Origin of the sequence: Streptacidiphilus pinicola (assembly GCF_003258295.1) — a bacterium.
GTDB lineage: Bacteria > Actinomycetota > Actinomycetes > Streptomycetales > Streptomycetaceae > Streptacidiphilus > Streptacidiphilus pinicola.
On sequence record NZ_QKYN01000061.1, the window covers coordinates 14,999 to 33,110 of the forward strand.

The following is an 18,112-nucleotide window of genomic DNA, read 5'->3' on the forward strand; positions in this document are numbered from 1 at the left end:
ATGGCTTCCCGAGCGCTGGTGATCGGACCGAGTGAGTACGCCGAGAGCTCGGGCATTCCCGGCCATCCCACGATCCTCGCGAGTGCTGAGATGTACGGCAAGGTGCTTGCCGACGACGGGATGTGGGGCCCTGAGCGGTGTCGCGTCCTCAGTGCCAAGGAGGTCCGAACGGTCGGCGGCGTCATGGACGCGCTCCACGAGGAGGCCGCCGCGACGGAGGAGGCCGACATCCTCCTGGTCGTCTACGTCGGCCACGGCCGGTACTGGAGTGACATCCCCGGCAGTCAGGTGCACTTTTCGGTGGGGTCGTCGTACAAGGACAAGCCCTGGACATGGCTCTCCAGTTGGTATCTGTACCGCGCCATGCGCCAGGCCAGGGCTGGCTTGAAGGTCCTGATTGCCGACTGCTGCTACTCGAACATGCTGCCCACCCTGGGTGGCGACGAGGACGGGAAGGTTCTTCCTGGCGTGCTTGGCCGGCGCGAGAAGGGCAGTTGTGTCTTCACGGCCGTCAAAGACGTGGAGGCCGCGGACGCCGAGGGGTGTGCCAGCCTGCCCGACGCGCTGCGAGAGTGCACGCCGTTCAGCGGCCACCTACTGCACGTCCTGCGGGACGGCACCACGGACCCCAAGGACCGGCTCACCATCGGGCTGCTGCGCGAGGCGGTGAAGCTGAAGATGACCGAGCATGACCACAATCGGCCGGGCATGCTTCTAAACGACGCCAGCGAGAACATCCCCTTGTTCACCAACCGGAAGCATCGCCTCCACCGCGACCGAAGCCGGGTTCCATCGGACGTGGAGGACTGGATCAAGCACCTGATGCTCGACCAGGACTATCTCCTCGACGAACTGTTCAGGAACGAGGAGATGGTTGGGGACGTGGTCGGTCGTCTGAGCAGGCGGAAGGACGAAGCGAGTCAGCGCCTCGCGGGACATCTCGATGAGCAGGCCGACCAGCGGTTCAAGAAGCCGAACACCTTCGCCCGCTACTGGAACCGGGTGGAACAGGCGCGGCGTGCATGAGTGACGAGCAGGCGAGCAGGGGCTCCGCGGGCGTGCCCACCGGCGGTCCGGTGTTCGGTCCCAACTGGGTGCGCAACGGCTCGATCGGAAGCTTCGTGAAGCGCGTCCAGGCCATCCGGGTCGGTCCGGACGGCGAGGAGCCCCAGCCGGCCACCGCGCTCCGGCTGCTTCACGCCTTCGCTATCGGGCGCCCCATCGACGACCTGCTCAAGGCGGCGTCGGGGCCCTCGGCATCCGGATCCGGGGCTCCCTCTGAGGAGGGACGGCTCAGCTACTGGGACTCCGCCAACATGCTGGCCACCGCCGCGCTGTGTCGGAGCCCGGAGAGCGCCGCGGAGCTGGCAGGCAAACAGTGGGATGTCGAGCGGAGCGATGCCTCGAGTCAAGGCACGCCGCTGACGGACAGCATCGTCCACGATGTCGCCTGCCAACGGACCGCCCCGGACGTGGCGGTCTTCGTCCGGGAGTGCCGAGGGAAAGGTGAGTTGGTCGACAAGACCCTGCGCGTCTTCGCGCGGCCCAGTTCCGGGCGGACCAATCTCGACAAGGCCCTGCTCTACTTGCTGCTGCGCGATGAGGGCTGCGTCGTAGAGGCCGCCACGTTGCTCCAGCTCACCCTGATTGCGATCGACGAGCACGGCACCACGCAGGCCTCAGACACCGACCCGGCGGAGTTCCACGACCTGGTCGGGGCGCTCTACCAGCTCAGCCCCGCTGAGAAGATTCTGGAGCACTGGGTCGATGTGCAGTTGGAGGACTCCGATCTCGTTGAGCAGACGAGGCGCATCGTCGCTCGGCTGATCGCGAGCGAGACGGATCGCCCCAGACTCCTGGTCGAGCACGTGGGCACTCGTCTGTCCCGACACCACGTCGTCGACATCTGCGGACAGTTGACGCGGGTGAGCCCTGAGAAGTGCGAGGAGATCCGCAAGCATGCGGCGTCGCGCCCCGATATCGGCGATCTGGCCGAGCTGGTCACCGCCTGGTACAGCTCAGCTCTCCTCAGCAGGTCGACCAAGGACCTGCTGACCGACATCGTCGCCTGCGGTCCGGGGAGCACGATGCAGGAGGAGACCGAGGAGCAAAAGGAGAAGCGCGCCCTGCGCAGGCTCGAGGTACTGGACGGGACGTTGGGCAACTTCCTCCCGGAGACCGGCCAGGCGGACTGCCGGCAGCTGCTCTGGATCGCGGCGGCGGAGCACGTCGAGGGCTGGTCCGGGACCGCTCTGGCCCAGTTGCTCGGCAAAGTCGCCCGTTCCCGGGACCGCTACCGAGTGGCGCGCACGATCGCCCGGAAGCTCACCGCGCGCACACTTGTGAGCGTGAGCGACGCCGACTTCGAAACGTTCGTCAGGTACCTCACCGAGCTGCGCGCGGACGGTCGCCGGGACGGTGTCTTCCTCGCTCTCAAGGAGCTGGCCGACCCGTCCGACTCGATGCATGCACCGTCCGGGTCCGCGCGGGCCGTCGCGGAGATCGCATTGCTTCTGTTCGCCGCGGGGTCGGACAACGACGGCTGGGACCTGCTGGAGCGCTACCTGGAGAACGAGCAGCGCATCCGTCCGGAAGACGTCCTGATCGTCGTGGAACGGCTACGGGAGTCCGGCGTCGCACTGGACGAGCAGCGGAGGCTCTTGCTACTGCGTGCGACGGTGGGCCGCTGGTCGGACACACACGCCCGGGAGCGAGCGGTCGAGTTGTTGCAGGACAACGGATACGACGACGAGGCCGAGGAGGTCGTCCGCTCGCTGCGTTAGTCGGTGGGAGGCCGCGGGGCAGGCAGCACGGGGGCCTCCTTGCGAATGTGTGCCCGCGAGGTCCTGACCAGGAACTCGAAGGCCGCGAGCGCCAGGAAGAAGACGCACACGCCGACCGGGAACTCTCGGTCCGCTCGCACAGAGGAGTTGCCCAACAAGGTCAGCAGCATCAAGGCGCCCAGGTAAACGATCAGTCCAAATGCTGCCCTGGCGGGCGGCTCGGTGCGCCATCGGGCCAGCTGCGACACGTGCTCCTTGGCGTCGTAGACGCGCCCGAGGGCCGGAACCTGGCGGGAGAGGACGGGGAGCAACAGAAGCAGCAGGCTGCCGGAGGCGAGGGCCACCATGCCACGCCACATGGACGCCCAGCCTGCGCCGTAGAGGATCAGGGCGATCAGGGCGAAGCTCAGTCGTGCCAGCACGGTGTTGAGATCGCGCCGCCGTCGGGAGTGCTGTGCCAGCTGGCTCTGCAGCGAAACGAGAACCACGCCGGGAAAGGCGTAGACGATCAGTGTGAGGATGCCGGTGATCGCGACCAGAGCGTCCCAGTCGCCGCCGACCAGTTCCAGCACGATCACGCCGATGAAGAAATCCACCAGGAGCACGAGCCAGTAGACGTCGTAACGCTGTTTCAGGGAGGCGTTGCGGGCGCTTTGCAGGCCCCGGTGGGTGAGGTGGGCACGGCTGAGCGCGGCCACCTCCCGGGTGACAGCCTGGGCGAAGACGAGCCCGGCGCCGAAGGGCGAGGCCACGGCGTCGATCCGCAGCAGCCAGCCCAGCCAGGTCAATGAGGCGGCGAACGCGAAATGGGCGTAGGGCGACTCGGGATTGTCCGGGGACCAGGACAGGTGGTACCTGGTGAACACCACCTGGAGTGCACAGTAGAGCGCGGTCGAGGCGGCTATCGTCCCGAAGACCGCCCAGCGCAGTCGGGCGGCCTCGCCCATTCCCCGCCGTTTGATGTTCCCGGCGAAGTCGAGCGGCGCCTGGAAGCCCACGTAAGCGTAGATCACGCCGCTGTTGACCACTGCGGGCAGCACCGCTCCCAAACCGCCCCCGCCGTGGTCAGGGCTGGGGGGCAGACCGTCGTGGTGGATGCCGGGCGCGACCAGCAGGGCGACCGTCAACACCGGAACGACCAGCTTCGCGGCCGTCAGGCCGGTGTAGAGCCGGAACAGGATCCGTGGGGCGATGAGGTTGACGGCGGAGATCACCGCCATGAAGGCCAGGGTGTAGGCCCAGCCGGCGGGGGTGAGCGTCGTGCTGTGCTGGTGACGCACCAGGAGTCGGTGGACGTTCCACGAGAGGCCCTGGGTCATCGCCACGGCCTCGCTGGCCAGGTTGATCGAGTAGAAGATCCACAGGCCGGCGGCGACCACGGTCGCGACCAGCGGGCCACTGCTCTGCAGCGGCAGAAAGATCAGCCCGCCGGTCTTGGGCGCCGCGCTGCTCAATTCGACCATGACCCAGGCGACCAACAGCATCAGCGAACCGCCGACCAGCCAGGCTATCCAGGCGGTAGAGCCGGCCGTGTCGTACGCGTTGTGCGCACCGAGCAGCCACCCGGAGCCGAAGACGCCTCCGGCCGCCAGGCCGACAAGCTGGAGAAGGGACAGCCGCCGCTGCTCGTCCTCGGTCCGCGCGGCTGCACGCCTGTTGTCGCGGCGCGTCTCCTGGACGCTCAACCGGCCCTCCCTCGGCGTTCGCGGTTGCCCCTCTGCGCCCCGCACGGCGTCCACAGCGTACCCACTGCGACACGGTATGAGTGACGCTTCGTCAGGCACAGGGCCATGCGGATCACCGAGACGTTCGGCGTCGCGCCCGACGCATCCGAAGCTCGTGTTCAGTACGCGGCAGACCTCGGGCAGTTCGGCCGGGCCATGCCCTGGCCGCCGGCCCGCAACGGACCGTGCTGGTGCGACTGGGGCCACAAGTACAGGAAGGGCTGCGGCAGGCCCGCACTCGCCTGACGCCGCGCTACGGACGGAACCGACGGTGCTGGATCGGTGCTGGGTACGGCCACGAGCGCGGGCGATTCCGAAGGTGACTGCGCTGGACCGGATGTACCGCTTCAACGTGTGATCGCGTCAAGGGGCCGGACTCGCGAGAGTCCGGCCCCTTCGTCCGTCCTGCGCAGGATCGGCCATGGATCTTTTTTGCTCCGACGTCAGGCGTGCTCAGGTGTCGTACGCGGTGGAGCGATGCCCGATGTGCAGGACCCATACCACGAGCTCGCCGTTGTCGATCGAGTAGATCACGCGGTAGTCGCCCACACGTAGGCGGTGACGGTCGGGTTGGGAGACGAGGGCGGCGGTGTTGAATCCGAGAGGGTCACTCTCCAGCTCGGTCAGCTTCGCCAGAATTCGGAGGGCCATGTCGCGCGGGACCTTGCGAAGTTCGGCCTGAGCTTCGGGCCGGAAGACGGTGCGGTACTCACTCACTGCGCGCCAGTGTCTCGCTCATGACGTCCTCGATCGGGATGCCGGGCGCCGGATTGGCCATGCGCTCGTCGATGATCCGGTTGATCTCGCGCTCTTCCCATTGCTGGTACTTCCGGAGCACGTCGATGGAGACCACAGCGGCCACCTGCTTGCCTCGGCGCGTGATCACCGTGGGTACGTCGTCACGGTCGGCTCGTTCCACGACCTCGGCCAGGTGCGCCCGGACATCGCGGATGGACTCTATGGGCAGGGGCTGTGTCATGTGCCCAAGCGTACCGAGTGTCTCATGTGTACACAACGGCTCCACCGATTCTTCGGAGAGGTCACACCGCCGCGTGGCTTGAGACTGCGCCGGTCAGGTCGCGCAGCTTCTGCCGGGTTTCGGCGTCGATCGAGTACACGATTGTGCCGATCATTCCGCGCGTCAGCAGGACCTTGTAGGTGTTGCGGATCAGTCGGTCCACGTCCGTGTCCGGGGTGGACTTCTTGAAGACCGGATCCTTGGACGCCGTGCGGTCGGTGACCCAGCTTCTCCGCGTGGCGGAGGGGAAGCCCAACCTGTCTCGCGCGCGGTGGGCGGTCGTCAGCGGGACGCCGTCTGGTGCAGTTCGGGGACGTCCAACTCCTGGGCCTGCAGGGACTGGTTGAACGCGGTGACGTCCGTGAAGAAGAGCGGGATCGGGAGCGTGAGGCCGGGCGGGAGGGGTGGGGGCATGTCCGGGGTGAAGGTGACCGGGAGGAGGCCGAGGAGGTTGCCGCTGAGGACGCGGGTGAGGAGCACGACCGGGCCGGAGGCCGTCGTGGTGCCGCTGGGGGCGCCGTCGGTTTCCAGGGTGCCCTGGCACGGGAACCACGGGCCGGGGGCGTTCGGGTCGACCAGGCCGATGCCCGGCAGGCCGATCCCCAGGACGGGCAGGCCGATGCCGGGGATGCCCGTGAAAGGGGCGAACGGCGGCAGGAGGGCCGAGGACGAGGAGCCCTTCGGCAGCCCGCACGAGGGCGGCAGCAAGGGCGCGGTCTGCCGCAGGGCGTCGATGTCGACCTGGTACGCCGTGAAGACGAGGACGCGCTGCGGTCCCAACGCCGTCGGTGTCTCGCCGATCCCGTGGTAGGTGAGGCCGGTGAGCACCAGCAGCGGGGTGCGCACCCGGGCGGGCTGCGCCGCCGCTCGCGCGGCGATGCGCTGGGCGTCGGCCGACAGGCCGAGGGAGAGGTCCGACGTGCAGCCGGATGAGGACTGCTGACCGGTCCCCAGGTGAAGGTGCAGCGGGAACACCGACGCCAGGACGTTCATCCCGCCGTCGCCGGGCAGCGTGGGGAGGGACACGTCGACGGACGCCGACGAGGAGCCGAGCCCGCCGGCCGCCGGAGGCGCGTGCAGGCCGAGCAGGCCGGTGACCCCGGACAACAGCCCGCCCAGCGTGGGCGGGTGGACGGTTCCCTGCGGGGCGTCGGGTGAGGGCGGACTCGCGTCCGGCCTGTCGGTGCGCTGGGCCGGAATCGCGGCGTGGACGCTTGGGCGACCGGTGCGGCTGCCGCCAGGCGTCGCGGTCCCGAGCGTGAGGCCGCTGCCGACTCCGTTCCTGGTCGGTCCGACCGCCGCCAGCAGCCCGTTCAGCAACGAGCAGACGGACAGCCCTTGTCGGGTCCGTGGGTCCTGCCCGGATGCCGCCGCCGGGTACGCCGGGCCGGCCGCCGCGTCGACGGCGGACGCCGAGTGGGCGGTCGGCGAGTGAGGGGGCAGGACCGTCGCCAGCAGGGCGCCGACGGGCAGCATGCCCAGGGTCCCCAGCCGGGCGGTTCGCTGGACGCCACTCCCTCCCTTGGCCGGTGCTCCCTCAGGGGTGGCTGACGGGCCGACTGACGGACCGGCTGACGGGCCGGGGGCCGGGCGTGGCGCCGGACGGCCCGGCACGTCCGAGCCGCCGTCACCGTCGCCGTCGCCGTCCGAAGGCCTGCCGCCGGGCACCCAGCTCACCGCGAGGCAGCCGCCGACGACGCCGAGGAGGAAGCCGATCAGGAAGCCGCCGAGATTGGAGAGCACCAGCGACGCGACGGCGAAGACCAGCGTGGCGATCCCGGCGAAGACCCGGTACGCGGGTGCCAGCCAGAGAGTGATCCCGAGGATCACCAGGAAGACGCCGATCAGCGCGCCGGAGACGCCGGCGATGCCCTCGTGGATCAGCAGGCCGAGCGGTGCCAGCGGGATGGAGAGGATCTCGACGCCGGCCATGACCGTCCACAGTCCGGCCCAGAACGGGCGGCTGCGTCGCCACTCCCGGAAGGCGGCGCGCACGGTCAGAAGCACGGATTGTCTCCCTGGCCGACCGTCAGGTGCAGGTCGGGCAGCTTGAAGGTGGCCGCGCTGACGGACCGCGTCTGCTGCCTCAGGTGGTCGATCCGCATGGTCTCGGCCTGTTGGGCGAAGCCGCCCTCGCCGCCGCTCACGCCCGGAACGGCCGTGACGGTCGAGGCGTCCTGGCCGATGTCGATGTTGCTGAACGTGGCGTCGCCGCTGAGGTCGTGGGAGTCCGCGACCAGGCGGTCCGCGTGGGCGGGCTGTTCCCCCGTGCCCGAGGTGAGCCGCAGCGTCACCTTGCCGAGCAGCGGCACGTCCTGGACCACCGACTGGCAGAGGTTGTAGAGATCGGCCGAGTCGATCCCGGTGAGCGCCTCGGGGTAGGAGTTCTCCCGCCCCTGGTCCACGACTCCGAACTGTTCGAAGCCACGCCCCTGGAGCCGGTCGGCACTGATCTGGAAGCTCTGCCCGGACACCGTGAACGAGTTGGCGGAGACCCCGAAGGAGGCGGCCAGTGCTCCGCTCGCCAGCGCCCCGAGCAGCAGCCCGGACACCCCCAGCGTGGGCACCATGACGAGGGCGAACCGCGCCCAGCGGGTACGGCCCTGCGGGCGGGCCTCCTGCGAACCGGTCATCTTCGGGCTTCCTGGTCACGTGGCAGCGGATGTCGGGAGCAGCAGTCGCCGCTTCCGTGACGCGAGGAGAGGCCGGGGCGGAGATCCCAGTCCGTCAGAACCTGCGGCTGCGCCGTTCTGCCAACGCGGACGCGCCGCCCTCGGTCACCCGCCTGACCCGGGCGCCACCCTGACGCGCTACCGGTCCGACCCGAACGGACCAGTGCGGCGCGTCGCAGAAGTTGCTCAGTAGCAGGGGTCCGCACCGGACTTGACGGTCAGGTGCAGCCCGGTGAGCTGGAACGTCCCGGCGCTCACCCCGGTCGCCCGCTGGCGGAGGTGGTCGATGTGGACGTGTCCGGCCTGCAGGCCGAACCCACCGGCCGGGCCGCCCGCGAGGCCGCTGAGGGTCGAGGCGTCCTGTCCGATGACGATGTCCTGGAAGGAGGTGTCGCCCGCCAGGTCGTCGGTGTGCACCACCAGGTGGTCGGCGTGCGCCGGCTTGTCGCCGCCACCCGCCGTGATCCGGAGCGTGACCTTTCCGACGCCGGGCATGTCGGCGACCACCGACTGGCACAGGTTGTGCAGGTCCGCGGAGGCGATGCCGGACAGCGCCAGCGGGTGGTCGCCGCGGGTGTGGTCCACCGCGATGTACTGGGTGAAGCCCTGCCCGTCGAGGCGGTCGGCGGAGATCTGGAAGGTCTGCCCGGAGAGCGACAAGGCCTGCGGGGACACCGCCAGGGCGACGGGCACGGCCCCGGCGGCCACTCCGGCGATCACGACGGCGGACACGATCCCCGTCGGAACCGCCACGAGGGCCGCGCGTTTCCAGTTCGTATGGCCGGTTCGGCGGAAGCCCGGGGTCTTCACTGCGACCACCTGCCCATCGAGAGGCGTCGGTCATCTCATTGCAGCCGCTGCCCTGCCGATCGGCAATGCGGACTGCTCCAGCTGTGGCTCACACGGCCTCCGGCACCCGGGAACCGTCGTCCGCGGCGGGACGCGTGGTCGCGTGCTGGAGGCGCTCGCCCTCGATGTCGAGGTTCGGCAGGAGCCGGGCGAGCCACTTCGGGAGCCACCAGGCGGAGTGGCGGGTGAGGGCGAGGACGGCCGGGACGAAGGTCATGCGGATGAGGAAGGCGTCCAGGAGGACGCCGGTGGCCAGGGCGAAGGCGATCTGCTTGAGCATGAGGTTGTCCGTGCCGAGGAAGGCGGCGAAGACGGAGATCATGATGAGGGCCGCCGCCGTGACGACGCGGCCGCTGTGGCGGGCGCCGGAGTGGATGGCCCGGAGCGGGTCGCGGGTGGCCGTGTAGGACTCGCGCATGCGGGAGACGAGGAAGACCTCGTAGTCCATGGCGAGGCCGAAGAGGACGGCGAGCAGCAGGATCGGCAGGAAGCTGCTGATCGGGCCGGTGGTGTCGAGGCCGAACAGGCCGCCCAGGTAGCCGAGTTGGAAGACCGAGACGACCGCGCCCAGGGTGGCCGCGACGGAGAGGACGAAGCCGGCGGCGGCCTTCAGCGGGACCACGACCGAGCGGAAGACCAGGAGCAGCAGGAGCAGCGAGAGCCCGACCACGACCGAGGCGAAGGGCAGCAGCGCCGCGTTCAGCTTGGCGGCGACGTCGATCTGGACGGCCGTGCTGCCGGTGACCTGGATCGTCGCGCCGGTCTGGCGCTGGATCGCGGCGCGGTCGTCGCGGATGGTGGTGACCAGGGTCTTGGTCGCGTCGTCGCTGGGGCCGGTCCTGGGGACCACCTGGATCAGCGCCGAGTGGGTGGCCGGGTTGAGGACGGGCTTGCCGACGGCCGCGACGTCCGGCAGGGCGCGCAGGGTCGAGGCGAGTTGCCCGGCGGCCTGACGCGGGTCGGCGCTCGCGCCGGTGTCGGCGAGGACGAGCAGCGGGCCGTTGAAGCCGGGCCCGAACTCCTTGCTGATCTCGTCGTAGGCGACGCGCTGCGAACTCCCTGACGGGGCGGTGCCGTTGTCGGGCAGGGCGAGCTTGGTCGAGTGCGCCGGCCAGGCCAGCGCGCCCAGCGCGAACGCGACGGCGACGAGGGTGAGCAGCGGGCGGCCGGTGACCAGGCGGAACCAGCCCTCGGCGGCGTTGGCGGCCCTGCCCTGGCGCGCGGCGGGGGCGTGGCCGTCCGCCGCGGCCTCCCGGCGGGCTGCACGGGAGCCAGGACGGGGTGTCAGGCGGGCGCCGGCGAAGCCGAGGATCGCGGGCAGCAGGGTGGTCGCGACCAGGACGGCGGTGAGCACCGCGCCCGCCGCCGCCAGGCCCATCGCCGTGAGGAACGGAATGCCGACGACGGTGAGGCCCGCCATGGCGATGACGACGGTGAGCCCGGCGAAGACCACCGCGCTGCCGGCCGTGCCGACGGCCAGCGCCGCGGACTCCTCCGGGTCCATGCCGTGGGCGAGTTGGGAGCGGTGACGGGTGACGATGAAGAGTGCGTAGTCGATGCCCACGGCCAGCCCGATCATCAGGGCCAGGCTCTGCGCGGTCGAGGAGATGGCGACGACCCCGGTCAGCGACAGCAGCCCGAAGATCGCCGTGGCCACCCCGAAGGCCGCGGTCGCCAGCGGTATGCCCGCGCTGAGCAGCGAGCCGAAGGTGATGACCAGGATGACCAGCGCGATCCCGATGCCGATCAGATCGCTGTTCGACTTGCCCGGCGCGTTGCCGTACGCGGCGCCGCCGACCTCCGTCGTCAGGCCCGGCCGGTCGGTGCCCGCGACCGAGACGGCGGACTGCAGCGCGTCCAGCGAGCCGGAGCCGAGACCGCTGCTCGGCACCTCGTACTGGACCTGCGCGACGGCGGTGCTGCCGTCGGGGGAGACGGTGTGCGCGTCGAACGGGCTGATCACCCGCGCCACCTGCGGCGCGGAGGAGGCGGCGGCGAGGGCGGAGCGGATCGCGGCCGCGTCCGCCGGGTCGGTCAGCTGCCGGCCGGCCGGCGCGGTGAAGACGATCTGCGCGCTGGTGCCGGAGGAGGTCGGGAAGTCGGTCTTCATCCGGTCCAGGGCCTGCTGGGACTCGGAGCCGGGGATCGAGAAGGTGTTGTCGAACTTGCCGCTGCCGCCGAAGGCGACGGTGCAGGCGACCACGGCGGCCACCACGGCCAGCCAGAGCGCGAGCACGCTGCGTCGGTGGCGGTAGGCGAACCTGCCGAGGCGGTGGAGAAGGGTGGGCATGGGGGCTCCGCTCGGGGATCCGGAAGACAGGAGTCTCGCGAAAAAACTGGCAGTTCTGCCACGCTAGCAAAGTGGCAGAACTGCCAGTTTCATCCTCAAGGCTGAGATACTCGCCGTGTGGACACGACCGCAGGAGGAGTCCCGCCCCTGAGCGGGCAGACCGAGCAGACCGAGCAGACCGAGGGGCGGCGGGAACGGAACAAGCGCCGCACGCACGAGGCGCTGATCGAGGCGGCCGGACAGCTCTTCCAGGAACGCGGCTTCGAGTCGACGACCGTGCGGGACATCGCCGCCGCGGCCGGGGTGGGGGAGCGCACCTTCTTCCGCTACTTCCCCAGCAAGGAGAGCCTGGTCCTGCAGCAGGTCCGGGACCTGGTGCCGCTGCTTGCCGCCGAGATCCGCCGGCGGCCCGCCGCCGAGCCGCCGCTGGCCGCGCTGCGCAACGCCGTGCTGGAGGTCGCCCGGCGCAACGGCGCCAACCCCGCGGTACTGCTCGCTGCCTCCGGCCCGCTGCGCGTGGTCACACCGACCGATGGAAGCGGTGACCGGCACCTGCTCTTCGACATGGAGGAGGCGGTGGCCGCAGCCCTCACCGACCGCTTGGTGAGGGAGGGCGCGGACGCGACGGCGGAGGCCGCGTCCCTGCGGGCCTCGGTGCTCAGCCGGGCCGGCGTCGGCGTGCTGCGGGCGGTGCGGCTGGCCTACGGGCGGCTGCCGGAGGCGGAGCGCTCGTCCGTCGACCCCGCCGAGCTGGTCCGGGAGGCCTTCGCCTGCCTCGACGCGGAGGCCTGAGCCGACGCCGAAGCGGCGAGCGCGGGCCTCGGCGGGAGGCGTCAGCCGATCCGGTAGACCGCCATGCGGCCGTTGTCGTACACCCGGGCCGCCAGCCTCCCGAGCGCCGCGGACTCGTGCCCGATCCGCCGGTCCACGACGACGAACCGCACGTGGTACCGGGTGTGCAGCTGCTGCAGCAGGGACGCCGTCGGAGCCGTGACCGCCTGGTCGTTGAGGGCGAGCAGCGCCGGGTCCCAGAACGCCGGGTCGGGTGAACCGCCCTGGACGCGCGGGGCGAAGGCCCAGCCCTCGACGAGGACCGAGCGCTCCGAGTAGCCGCTCAGCCAGAACGACTCCATCGTGGCGCAGGGCTCGTCGGGGCGGGCGAAGTCGTCCCGGGTGACGCAGTGGGAGTTGGTGGCCAGGACGTCGTCCGGCGAGCTGTGGTCGCGGATCCAGCGGGCCGTGTCCACGCGGGAGGCGGGGAGCGGGTAGGCGCCGAAGGAGGAGAGCCCGTCCGTCGGGTGGGCCAGGTCGAGCAGCAGGGTCGGTGACCCCGCCAGCAGCGCGCCGGTCAGCAGGACGACGCCACCGCGCCCGCGGAGGCAGGCGAAGCGCCGGGACGCGAGCCGCCAGAGCAGCCCGCCCGCCAGCGCGAGGAGGGCCAGGGACGCGGCCAGGCCCAGCATCGGGAGCAGGGCGCTGTAGGAGCGCGGCTTCTGGCCGCCCGCCAGCAGGTCGGCGGTGACCACCTGCCAGCGGTGCGCGCCGAGGTCGAGCAGCACCGTCAGCGCGACGACGCCGGCGACCGAGGCGGTCGCGAGCAGGGCCTTGGCGCGGGGCGAGTAGGCGGCCCGCTCGAAGGCCTCGCAGTAGCCCCAGGCCGAGGCGATCACCCCGAAGGCGAGCCCGGCGTGGGTGAAGTAGCTCGCGTTCCAGCCGTTCAGCGCGACGTAGGCGGCGGGACCCGCCACCGCGCTGCCCACCAGCAGCCACTGCACGGGCTCCAGGCGCAGCCGACGGCGTGTCAGCAGCGGCAGCATGCCCGCGACGCGGAGCTGGGTGTTGAGCAGGAAGGCCAGGCACACCCCGGCCGCGACCACGGCCTGACCGGCCGTCGACCGCAGCTGGTGCGGGTTCGACCAGTAGAAGTCGAGGTTGGCGAAGGGCCGGACGGCCAGGCCGTAGCTCTGGAAGTCGAAGATCACGGCGGTGGCCAGGAGTTGGGCGGCCGCGACGATCGCACCGAGGATCACCACGTCCCACGGGACGCGGCGGTTGCGGACCAGCAGCACCAGGCCGACCAGCGCCAGACCGCCGAGGGTGACCGGGAGCGAGGTGGCCTTCGCGGCGCTCGATGCGAGCGCGAACAGGGCCACCAGCGCGTAGCGTCCGCCACGGCCGTAGGCCGGGACCGAGCGCTGGCCGGGCTGGGGGGAGCCCGCGCCGGTCAGGCCGTCGCCGATCGCCACCGCCAGGGCCAGCAGCAGCGGTTGGCAGTAGGTGAAGGACAGGCTCGCCCAGACCATCACCGAGGTCTCGGGGGAGCCGAACGGGTAACTGCCCGGGCCGCCTACGGCGTTGAACTCGCCGATGGCGAAGAAGAGCAGCCCGGCGACCGGACCCGCCCACGGGCGGCCGCTGAGCCGCCACGCGACGACGGCGGTCACGATCATCGTGAGCGCGGTGAACGCCGGGACCATGAGCCGCATCTCGACGACCGGCAGGTCGATGTGCCCGATGCTGCTGCTCATCGCCATGTGCGCGAAGGTGAACCAGTGGTAGGCCAGCGGTTCGCCGGCGACCTGGGGGAGCGTCAGCGGGACGTGGTGCTTGGCGTTGCCCGCGAGCGAGAGCAGGTAGGAGAGGTCGATGAACTGGCGGTTGTGCTCCCCGGCGGCCGGGTCGGGGAGCACCGGGTTCACCGCGAGGAAGACCCGGTACACGTAGACGGTGGTGAAAGTGACCGTGCCGGCCACGGCCCAGGACCAGCCGAGCGACGGCGTCGCCGCCCAGCTCCGTGGCCGCCAGTGCCGGCGCAGGCGCGGAACGAGCGCGAACGGGCCGATGACGGCCAGCGGCCAGACGACGGCGGCCGACTGGATGCCGAGCCCGGTGAACACCGCCCACGCCGCCAGCTCCAGCACCAGGCCGGTCACGGCCCCGAGGCCGAGGTCCTCGACGAGCGTGTGCGGGGTCCGGCGCAGCGCCCGGTAGACCAGGGTGCCGGGCAGCAGCACCGCCCAGCCCGCGTAGAAGGTGTACTTGGCGAGGTCGAGCGGAGCCGTGTGACTCGCCAGCAGCGCCGCGTAGAGCAGTGCGAGGGCGGTGCCCGCCGGCAGCCAGCGGGACACGCCGCCGGAGCGGACCGCCGCGGGTGCGGGTTCGTCGACGGTCGTCGGGACGGGTGCGTCCACCTGTGGTGTGGCCATCGGGGTCTCGTCAGCCGACCTGGGTGGGGATGTGCACCTGGGCCTGCGGCGCCTCGTCGACCGCCGACGGTCTGACGTCCGCGGAGTCGGAGCCGACGAAGTAGCCGGGCCGTCCCTGCACGGCGGAGTAGATGCGTCCGACGTACTCGCCGAGCAGGCCCACGCAGACCAACTGCACGCCGCCGAAGAAGACGACGGCGATGAAGAGCGAGGCCCAGCCGGGCACGGTGGCGCCGCGGATCTGCTCGACGGCGGTGTAGACGCCGAGCACGGCGGCCAGCAGGAAGCTGCCGAGGCCGAGCCAGGTCGCCAGCCGCAGCGGGGCGGCGGAGAAGTTGGTGATGCTGTCCACGGCCAGCCGGACCATCTTGGACAGCGGGTACTTGGTGGTGCCCGCGACGCGCTCCTCGCGCTGGAAGGTCACCGAGGTGCTGCGGAAGCCGAGCCAGGGCACCAGCAGCCGGTAGACCGGCTGCGTCTCCGGCAGCGACTTCAGCGCGTCGACGGCGGCGCGGCTGAGCAGGCGGTAGTCCCCGGCGTGCTTGGGTATCTCGCGGCCGACCAGGCGGCGCATGACCGAGTAGTAGCCGGCGGCGGTGCTGCGCTTGAAGAAGGTGTCCGAGCTGCGGTCGTCGCGGACGCCCTGGACGATGTCGAAGCCCTCGTCGCGGGCCAGAGCCAGCATGTCGACGATCTTCTCTGGCGGGTCCTGGAGATCGGCGTCGATGCTGACCACGTACTGGCCCAGCGCGCGGTGCAGGCCCGCGGTGAGCGCGGCCTGGTGGCCGGAGTTGCGGCGCAGCCGCACCACGCGGAGCTCGGGCCACTCCAGCTGCAGCCGGTCGAGGACCTGCGCGGTGTCGTCGCCGCTGCCGTCGTCCACGCCGACGACCTCGTAGCTGCCCCCGATGCCGTCCAGGATCGGGCGCAGCCGCGCTGCGGTCAGCGGCAGCGCGTCCTGCTCGTTGTAGATCGGTATGACGACGGAGAGCAGCGGGGCTGGACCGGACATGAGTGAGGAGACCCGTTCCGTCTTCGAGGGGCGCCCGGCGGGCGAGGGGGCGTCAAAATACCAGTTCCGAGCACTCCCTCCGTGAACGGAACGGCCGCGAAATCACTGCGTTTGACCGATTGGTGATGACTGGTTCGAATACCTCTTCCCGAATTCTTACCGGGTCGCCAGGTGTGACACAGGCCGTTCCGGTACAGGCTGCACGGTTCGGCCACTCGATGCGTTCGTCCGACTGTCGTATCCTCTGGGGCTCACGAGGGAGGTCGAACTCCCTTCGCCTACGGTCGGATGCGAGACAGTTGTGACCACCATCCCTCAGCAGGCGTTCGCCGCCGACCGGAACGTCGACGTGCGGGCGACCCCCCAGCGTCCGGAACGGCCGGCGCAGTCGACGCGCCGTCCGCGCCTCTACGTCCTGGACGGGCTGCGGCTGGTCGCGGCGCTCGGGGTGCTCTCCTGGCACTGGATGGGCGTCCAGCGGTGGCCGGACATCTGGCACGGCACCACCGCGCACCTGATGCCGGCCGGCCACGCGCTCGGCTCCTACGGCTGGCTCGGTGTCGAACTGTTCTTCCTGATCAGCGGATTCGTCATCTGCATGAGCTGCTGGGGCCGCTCCGTCGGGGACTTCGTGACCTCCCGGGTCACCCGGCTCTTCCCCGCCTACTGGGTCGCCGTGCTGCTGACCTCGGCGGTGCTGTACTTCGCGCCGCACCGCTGGGGCAACGACACCAGCAGGCCCTCGCTCATGCGGGTGCTGACCAACCTCTCGATGGCCCACGCGCCCCTGGGTGTCAACGACATCGACGCGGTCTACTGGACGCTCTGGATCGAGCTGCGCTTCTACATCATCTTCGGCGTGGTGGTGGCCATGGGCCTCACCTACCGCCGGGTGCTGGCGTTCTGCGGTGTCTGGGGATTCCTCTCGCTGATCTCGGCCTCGGTGAACTTCCCGCTGCTCGACGCCGTGGTGCAGTCGCAGTACTCCTGGTACTTCATCGCCGGGATGGCGTTCTTCCTGATGTACCGCTTCGGCCAGAACCTGCTGCTGTGGGGCATCGTCGGCTTCTGCTGGCTGATGGCGCTGAACCGGATCACGATCATGCTGCACACGAACGAGTACGGCGCGGGCCACCCCCTGTCGTGGAAGCTCGCGGCCGGCGTCGTCACCCTCTCCTTCGCGCTGGTCGGCCTGGCCGCGGTGGGCGCGTTCAACCGGATCAACTGGCGCTGGCTCACCGTCGCGGGCGCGCTCACCTACCCGCTCTACCTGATCCACCAGGAGATCGGCTTCGAGCTCATCACCCGGCTCAGCCGGTACCTGCCGCCGTACCCGACCGTCGCCGTCTCGCTGGCGATCATGCTGACCGTCGCGTACGCGCTGCACCGGCTCGTGGAGCGGCCCTTCGCACCGTTGCTCAAGCGCGGCCTGGCCGCGTCGTTCGCCGCGGTCCGGCGGAACGGGGAACCGGCCCAGGCCGGCTGACTGAAGTTACGCTTCCCGTATGCGGATCTCGGTTTCCTCCGACATGGACGAGGGCGTCGCGCACCTGCTGGTCGCGGAGCTCCAGCGACGCGGGCACTCCGTGCTGCGGCACGGCGCGCTCCAGCCCGAGGAGAAGGCCGACTGGGCCTTCTGCAGTGAGGCCGCCGCGCGCGACGTCGTCGAGGGCCGCGCCGACCAGGCCGTCGTCTGCTGCTGGACCGGCACGGGCGCGTCCATCGCCGCCAACAAGCTCCCCGGCGTCCGCGCCGCGCTCTGCACCGACGGCTACACCGCGGGCGGAGCCCGCCGCTGGAACGACGCCAACGTCCTTGCGCTGAGCCTGCGGCTGACCTCGGCGGCGCTGCTCTCGGAGATCCTCGACGCCTGGTTCGACGCCGCGCCCAGCCAGGAACCGGACGACCAGGAGAACATCGCCCATCTCGGCCGGATCGGCCTGGGATGAGCGGCGGATGGATCCTGATGCGCCAGGACGACAACGGCAACCGTGTCGAGATGGCGCGCTTCGACGCCCGCGCGGAGGCGGAGGCTGCTGCGACGGAGTTCGAGGCGCGGGGGCACAAGCAGATGTACTGGGTGACCCCCGCGGTTCGGGTGGTGGTGGGCGCGGCCCTCTTCGACGCCTCGGGGCGTCACGTCCTCGCGGCCCGCCGTTCGGCGCCGGAGGCCCTGGCGGGCCGGTGGGAGTTCCCTGGCGGCAAGGTCGAACCCGGTGAGACCGTGCCGGCGGCGCTGGAGCGGGAGCTCCGCGAGGAGTTGGGCGTCGTCGCCCGCGCCGGCGAACGCCTCCCGGGCGCATGCGAGGTCCGCCCGGGGCTGGAGCTCCAGATCTGGACTGCGTCCCTACTGGCGGGTGACCCCCACCCCCTGGAGGACCACGACCAGCTCCGCTGGCTCGACGCCACGACGCTGGATTCGGTGGACTGGCTCCCCCAGGACCGCTTCGCGCTGCCGCACGTCGAGCAGATGCTGTAGTTGCACCACCCAGGGGTGCGAGGGTCTGCTGATGTGCGGCTCCGCCGCGCGGGCGCTCGCGCAGTTCCTCGCGCCCCTG

The 18,112-nt window shown here is 70.8% G+C and carries 15 protein-coding genes and 1 pseudogene; 6 read left to right on the plus strand and 10 right to left on the minus strand.

What is annotated here, in order from left to right:
• The gene (locus DN069_RS15680; protein ID WP_111501608.1) at nt 1-1,026 is read left to right on the plus strand and encodes a hypothetical protein; all 1,026 of its coding nucleotides are present in this window, start codon (nt 1-3) and stop codon (nt 1,024-1,026) included.
• Nucleotides 1,023-2,783, plus strand: coding sequence for a hypothetical protein (locus DN069_RS15685; protein WP_111501609.1), 1,761 nt, complete (start codon nt 1,023-1,025; stop codon nt 2,781-2,783). The genes DN069_RS15680 and DN069_RS15685 overlap by 4 nt, the downstream gene beginning before the upstream one ends.
• On the opposite strand, the gene DN069_RS15690 is transcribed toward DN069_RS15685, so the two are convergent.
• From DN069_RS15690 to DN069_RS15725, 8 genes and pseudogenes are all read right to left on the minus strand, one after another.
• Nucleotides 2,780-4,468: an APC family permease gene (locus DN069_RS15690; protein WP_165845515.1), complete on the minus strand. Its 1,689-nt coding sequence runs from the start codon at nt 4,466-4,468 to the stop codon at nt 2,780-2,782. The two genes, DN069_RS15685 and DN069_RS15690, sit on opposite strands and share 4 nt — an antisense overlap.
• 492 nt (nt 4,469-4,960) lie before the next feature.
• Nucleotides 4,961-5,224 carry a type II toxin-antitoxin system RelE family toxin gene (locus DN069_RS15695; protein WP_111501611.1) on the minus strand — a complete coding sequence of 88 codons (264 nt, stop codon included), beginning with the start codon at nt 5,222-5,224 and terminating at the stop codon, nt 4,961-4,963.
• Nucleotides 5,217-5,486 (minus strand): type II toxin-antitoxin system Phd/YefM family antitoxin, encoded by a 270-nt coding sequence (locus tag DN069_RS15700; protein WP_111501612.1) that lies wholly within the window; start codon nt 5,484-5,486, stop codon nt 5,217-5,219. Before DN069_RS15700 ends, DN069_RS15695 begins: the two co-directional genes overlap by 8 nt.
• Nucleotides 5,487-5,547: 61 nt before the next feature.
• Nucleotides 5,548-5,751 (minus strand): annotated as a pseudogene (locus tag DN069_RS15705) (DNA/RNA helicase domain-containing protein); the annotation flags it as partial.
• A gap of 56 nt (nt 5,752-5,807) precedes the next feature.
• Nucleotides 5,808-7,532, minus strand: coding sequence for a DUF6114 domain-containing protein (locus DN069_RS15710; RefSeq protein WP_111501613.1), 1,725 nt, complete (start codon nt 7,530-7,532; stop codon nt 5,808-5,810).
• Nucleotides 7,523-8,158 carry a DUF6230 family protein gene (locus DN069_RS15715; RefSeq protein ID WP_111501614.1) on the minus strand — a complete coding sequence of 212 codons (636 nt, stop codon included), beginning with the start codon at nt 8,156-8,158 and terminating at the stop codon, nt 7,523-7,525. The genes DN069_RS15710 and DN069_RS15715 overlap by 10 nt, the downstream gene beginning before the upstream one ends.
• Nucleotides 8,159-8,383: 225 nt before the next feature.
• Entirely contained in the window at nt 8,384-8,929 is a 546-nt protein-coding gene (locus tag DN069_RS15720; RefSeq protein ID WP_207892166.1) for a DUF6230 family protein, read from the minus strand.
• A 166-nt stretch (nt 8,930-9,095) separates the two neighbouring features.
• Nucleotides 9,096-11,336: an MMPL family transporter gene (locus tag DN069_RS15725; RefSeq protein WP_111501616.1), complete on the minus strand. Its 2,241-nt coding sequence runs from the start codon at nt 11,334-11,336 to the stop codon at nt 9,096-9,098.
• Between the two features lie 117 nt (nt 11,337-11,453).
• Here DN069_RS15725 and DN069_RS15730 point away from each other — a divergent pair, with 117 nt between their 5' ends.
• Nucleotides 11,454-12,128 (plus strand): TetR/AcrR family transcriptional regulator, encoded by a 675-nt coding sequence (locus DN069_RS15730; RefSeq protein WP_111501617.1) that lies wholly within the window; start codon nt 11,454-11,456, stop codon nt 12,126-12,128.
• A 41-nt stretch (nt 12,129-12,169) separates the two neighbouring features.
• On the opposite strand, the gene DN069_RS15735 is transcribed toward DN069_RS15730, so the two are convergent.
• The gene (locus DN069_RS15735) at nt 12,170-14,542 is read right to left on the minus strand and encodes a hypothetical protein (RefSeq protein ID WP_111501618.1); all 2,373 of its coding nucleotides are present in this window, start codon (nt 14,540-14,542) and stop codon (nt 12,170-12,172) included.
• Nucleotides 14,543-14,552: 10 nt separating this feature from the next.
• Nucleotides 14,553-15,554 (minus strand): glycosyltransferase family 2 protein, encoded by a 1,002-nt coding sequence (locus tag DN069_RS15740; protein ID WP_111501619.1) that lies wholly within the window; start codon nt 15,552-15,554, stop codon nt 14,553-14,555.
• Between the two features lie 301 nt (nt 15,555-15,855).
• On the opposite strand from DN069_RS15740, the gene DN069_RS15745 reads away from it, so the two are divergent.
• The 3 genes from DN069_RS15745 (at nt 15,856) to DN069_RS15755 (ending at nt 18,033) form a co-directional block, all read left to right on the plus strand.
• Nucleotides 15,856-17,040: an acyltransferase family protein gene (locus DN069_RS15745; RefSeq protein WP_207892167.1), complete on the plus strand. Its 1,185-nt coding sequence runs from the start codon at nt 15,856-15,858 to the stop codon at nt 17,038-17,040.
• Between the two features lie 19 nt (nt 17,041-17,059).
• Nucleotides 17,060-17,503, plus strand: a complete 444-nt coding sequence (locus tag DN069_RS15750; protein ID WP_111501620.1) for an RpiB/LacA/LacB family sugar-phosphate isomerase — start codon at nt 17,060-17,062, stop codon at nt 17,501-17,503.
• 122 nt (nt 17,504-17,625) lie between these two features.
• Nucleotides 17,626-18,033: a (deoxy)nucleoside triphosphate pyrophosphohydrolase gene (locus DN069_RS15755; protein WP_111501678.1), complete on the plus strand. Its 408-nt coding sequence runs from the start codon at nt 17,626-17,628 to the stop codon at nt 18,031-18,033.
• The last annotated feature ends 79 nt before the right edge of the window (nt 18,034-18,112 follow it).

What these genes read in the sequence shown, in the direction of transcription:
- DN069_RS15680 (WP_111501608.1), top strand. Translation starts at nt 1, where the DNA reads ATGGCTTCCCGAGCGCTGGTGATCGGACCGAGTGAGTACGCCGAGAGC.
- DN069_RS15685 (WP_111501609.1), top strand. Translation starts at nt 1,023, where the DNA reads ATGAGTGACGAGCAGGCGAGCAGGGGCTCCGCGGGCGTGCCCACCGGC.
- DN069_RS15700 (WP_111501612.1), bottom strand. Translation starts at nt 5,486, where the DNA reads ATGACACAGCCCCTGCCCATAGAGTCCATCCGCGATGTCCGGGCGCAC.
- DN069_RS15715 (WP_111501614.1), bottom strand. Translation starts at nt 8,158, where the DNA reads ATGACCGGTTCGCAGGAGGCCCGCCCGCAGGGCCGTACCCGCTGGGCG.
- DN069_RS15725 (WP_111501616.1), bottom strand. Translation starts at nt 11,336, where the DNA reads ATGCCCACCCTTCTCCACCGCCTCGGCAGGTTCGCCTACCGCCACCGA.
- DN069_RS15735 (WP_111501618.1), bottom strand. Translation starts at nt 14,542, where the DNA reads ATGGCCACACCACAGGTGGACGCACCCGTCCCGACGACCGTCGACGAA.
- DN069_RS15740 (WP_111501619.1), bottom strand. Translation starts at nt 15,554, where the DNA reads ATGTCCGGTCCAGCCCCGCTGCTCTCCGTCGTCATACCGATCTACAAC.
- DN069_RS15750 (WP_111501620.1), top strand. Translation starts at nt 17,060, where the DNA reads ATGCGGATCTCGGTTTCCTCCGACATGGACGAGGGCGTCGCGCACCTG.
- DN069_RS15755 (WP_111501678.1), top strand. Translation starts at nt 17,626, where the DNA reads ATGTACTGGGTGACCCCCGCGGTTCGGGTGGTGGTGGGCGCGGCCCTC.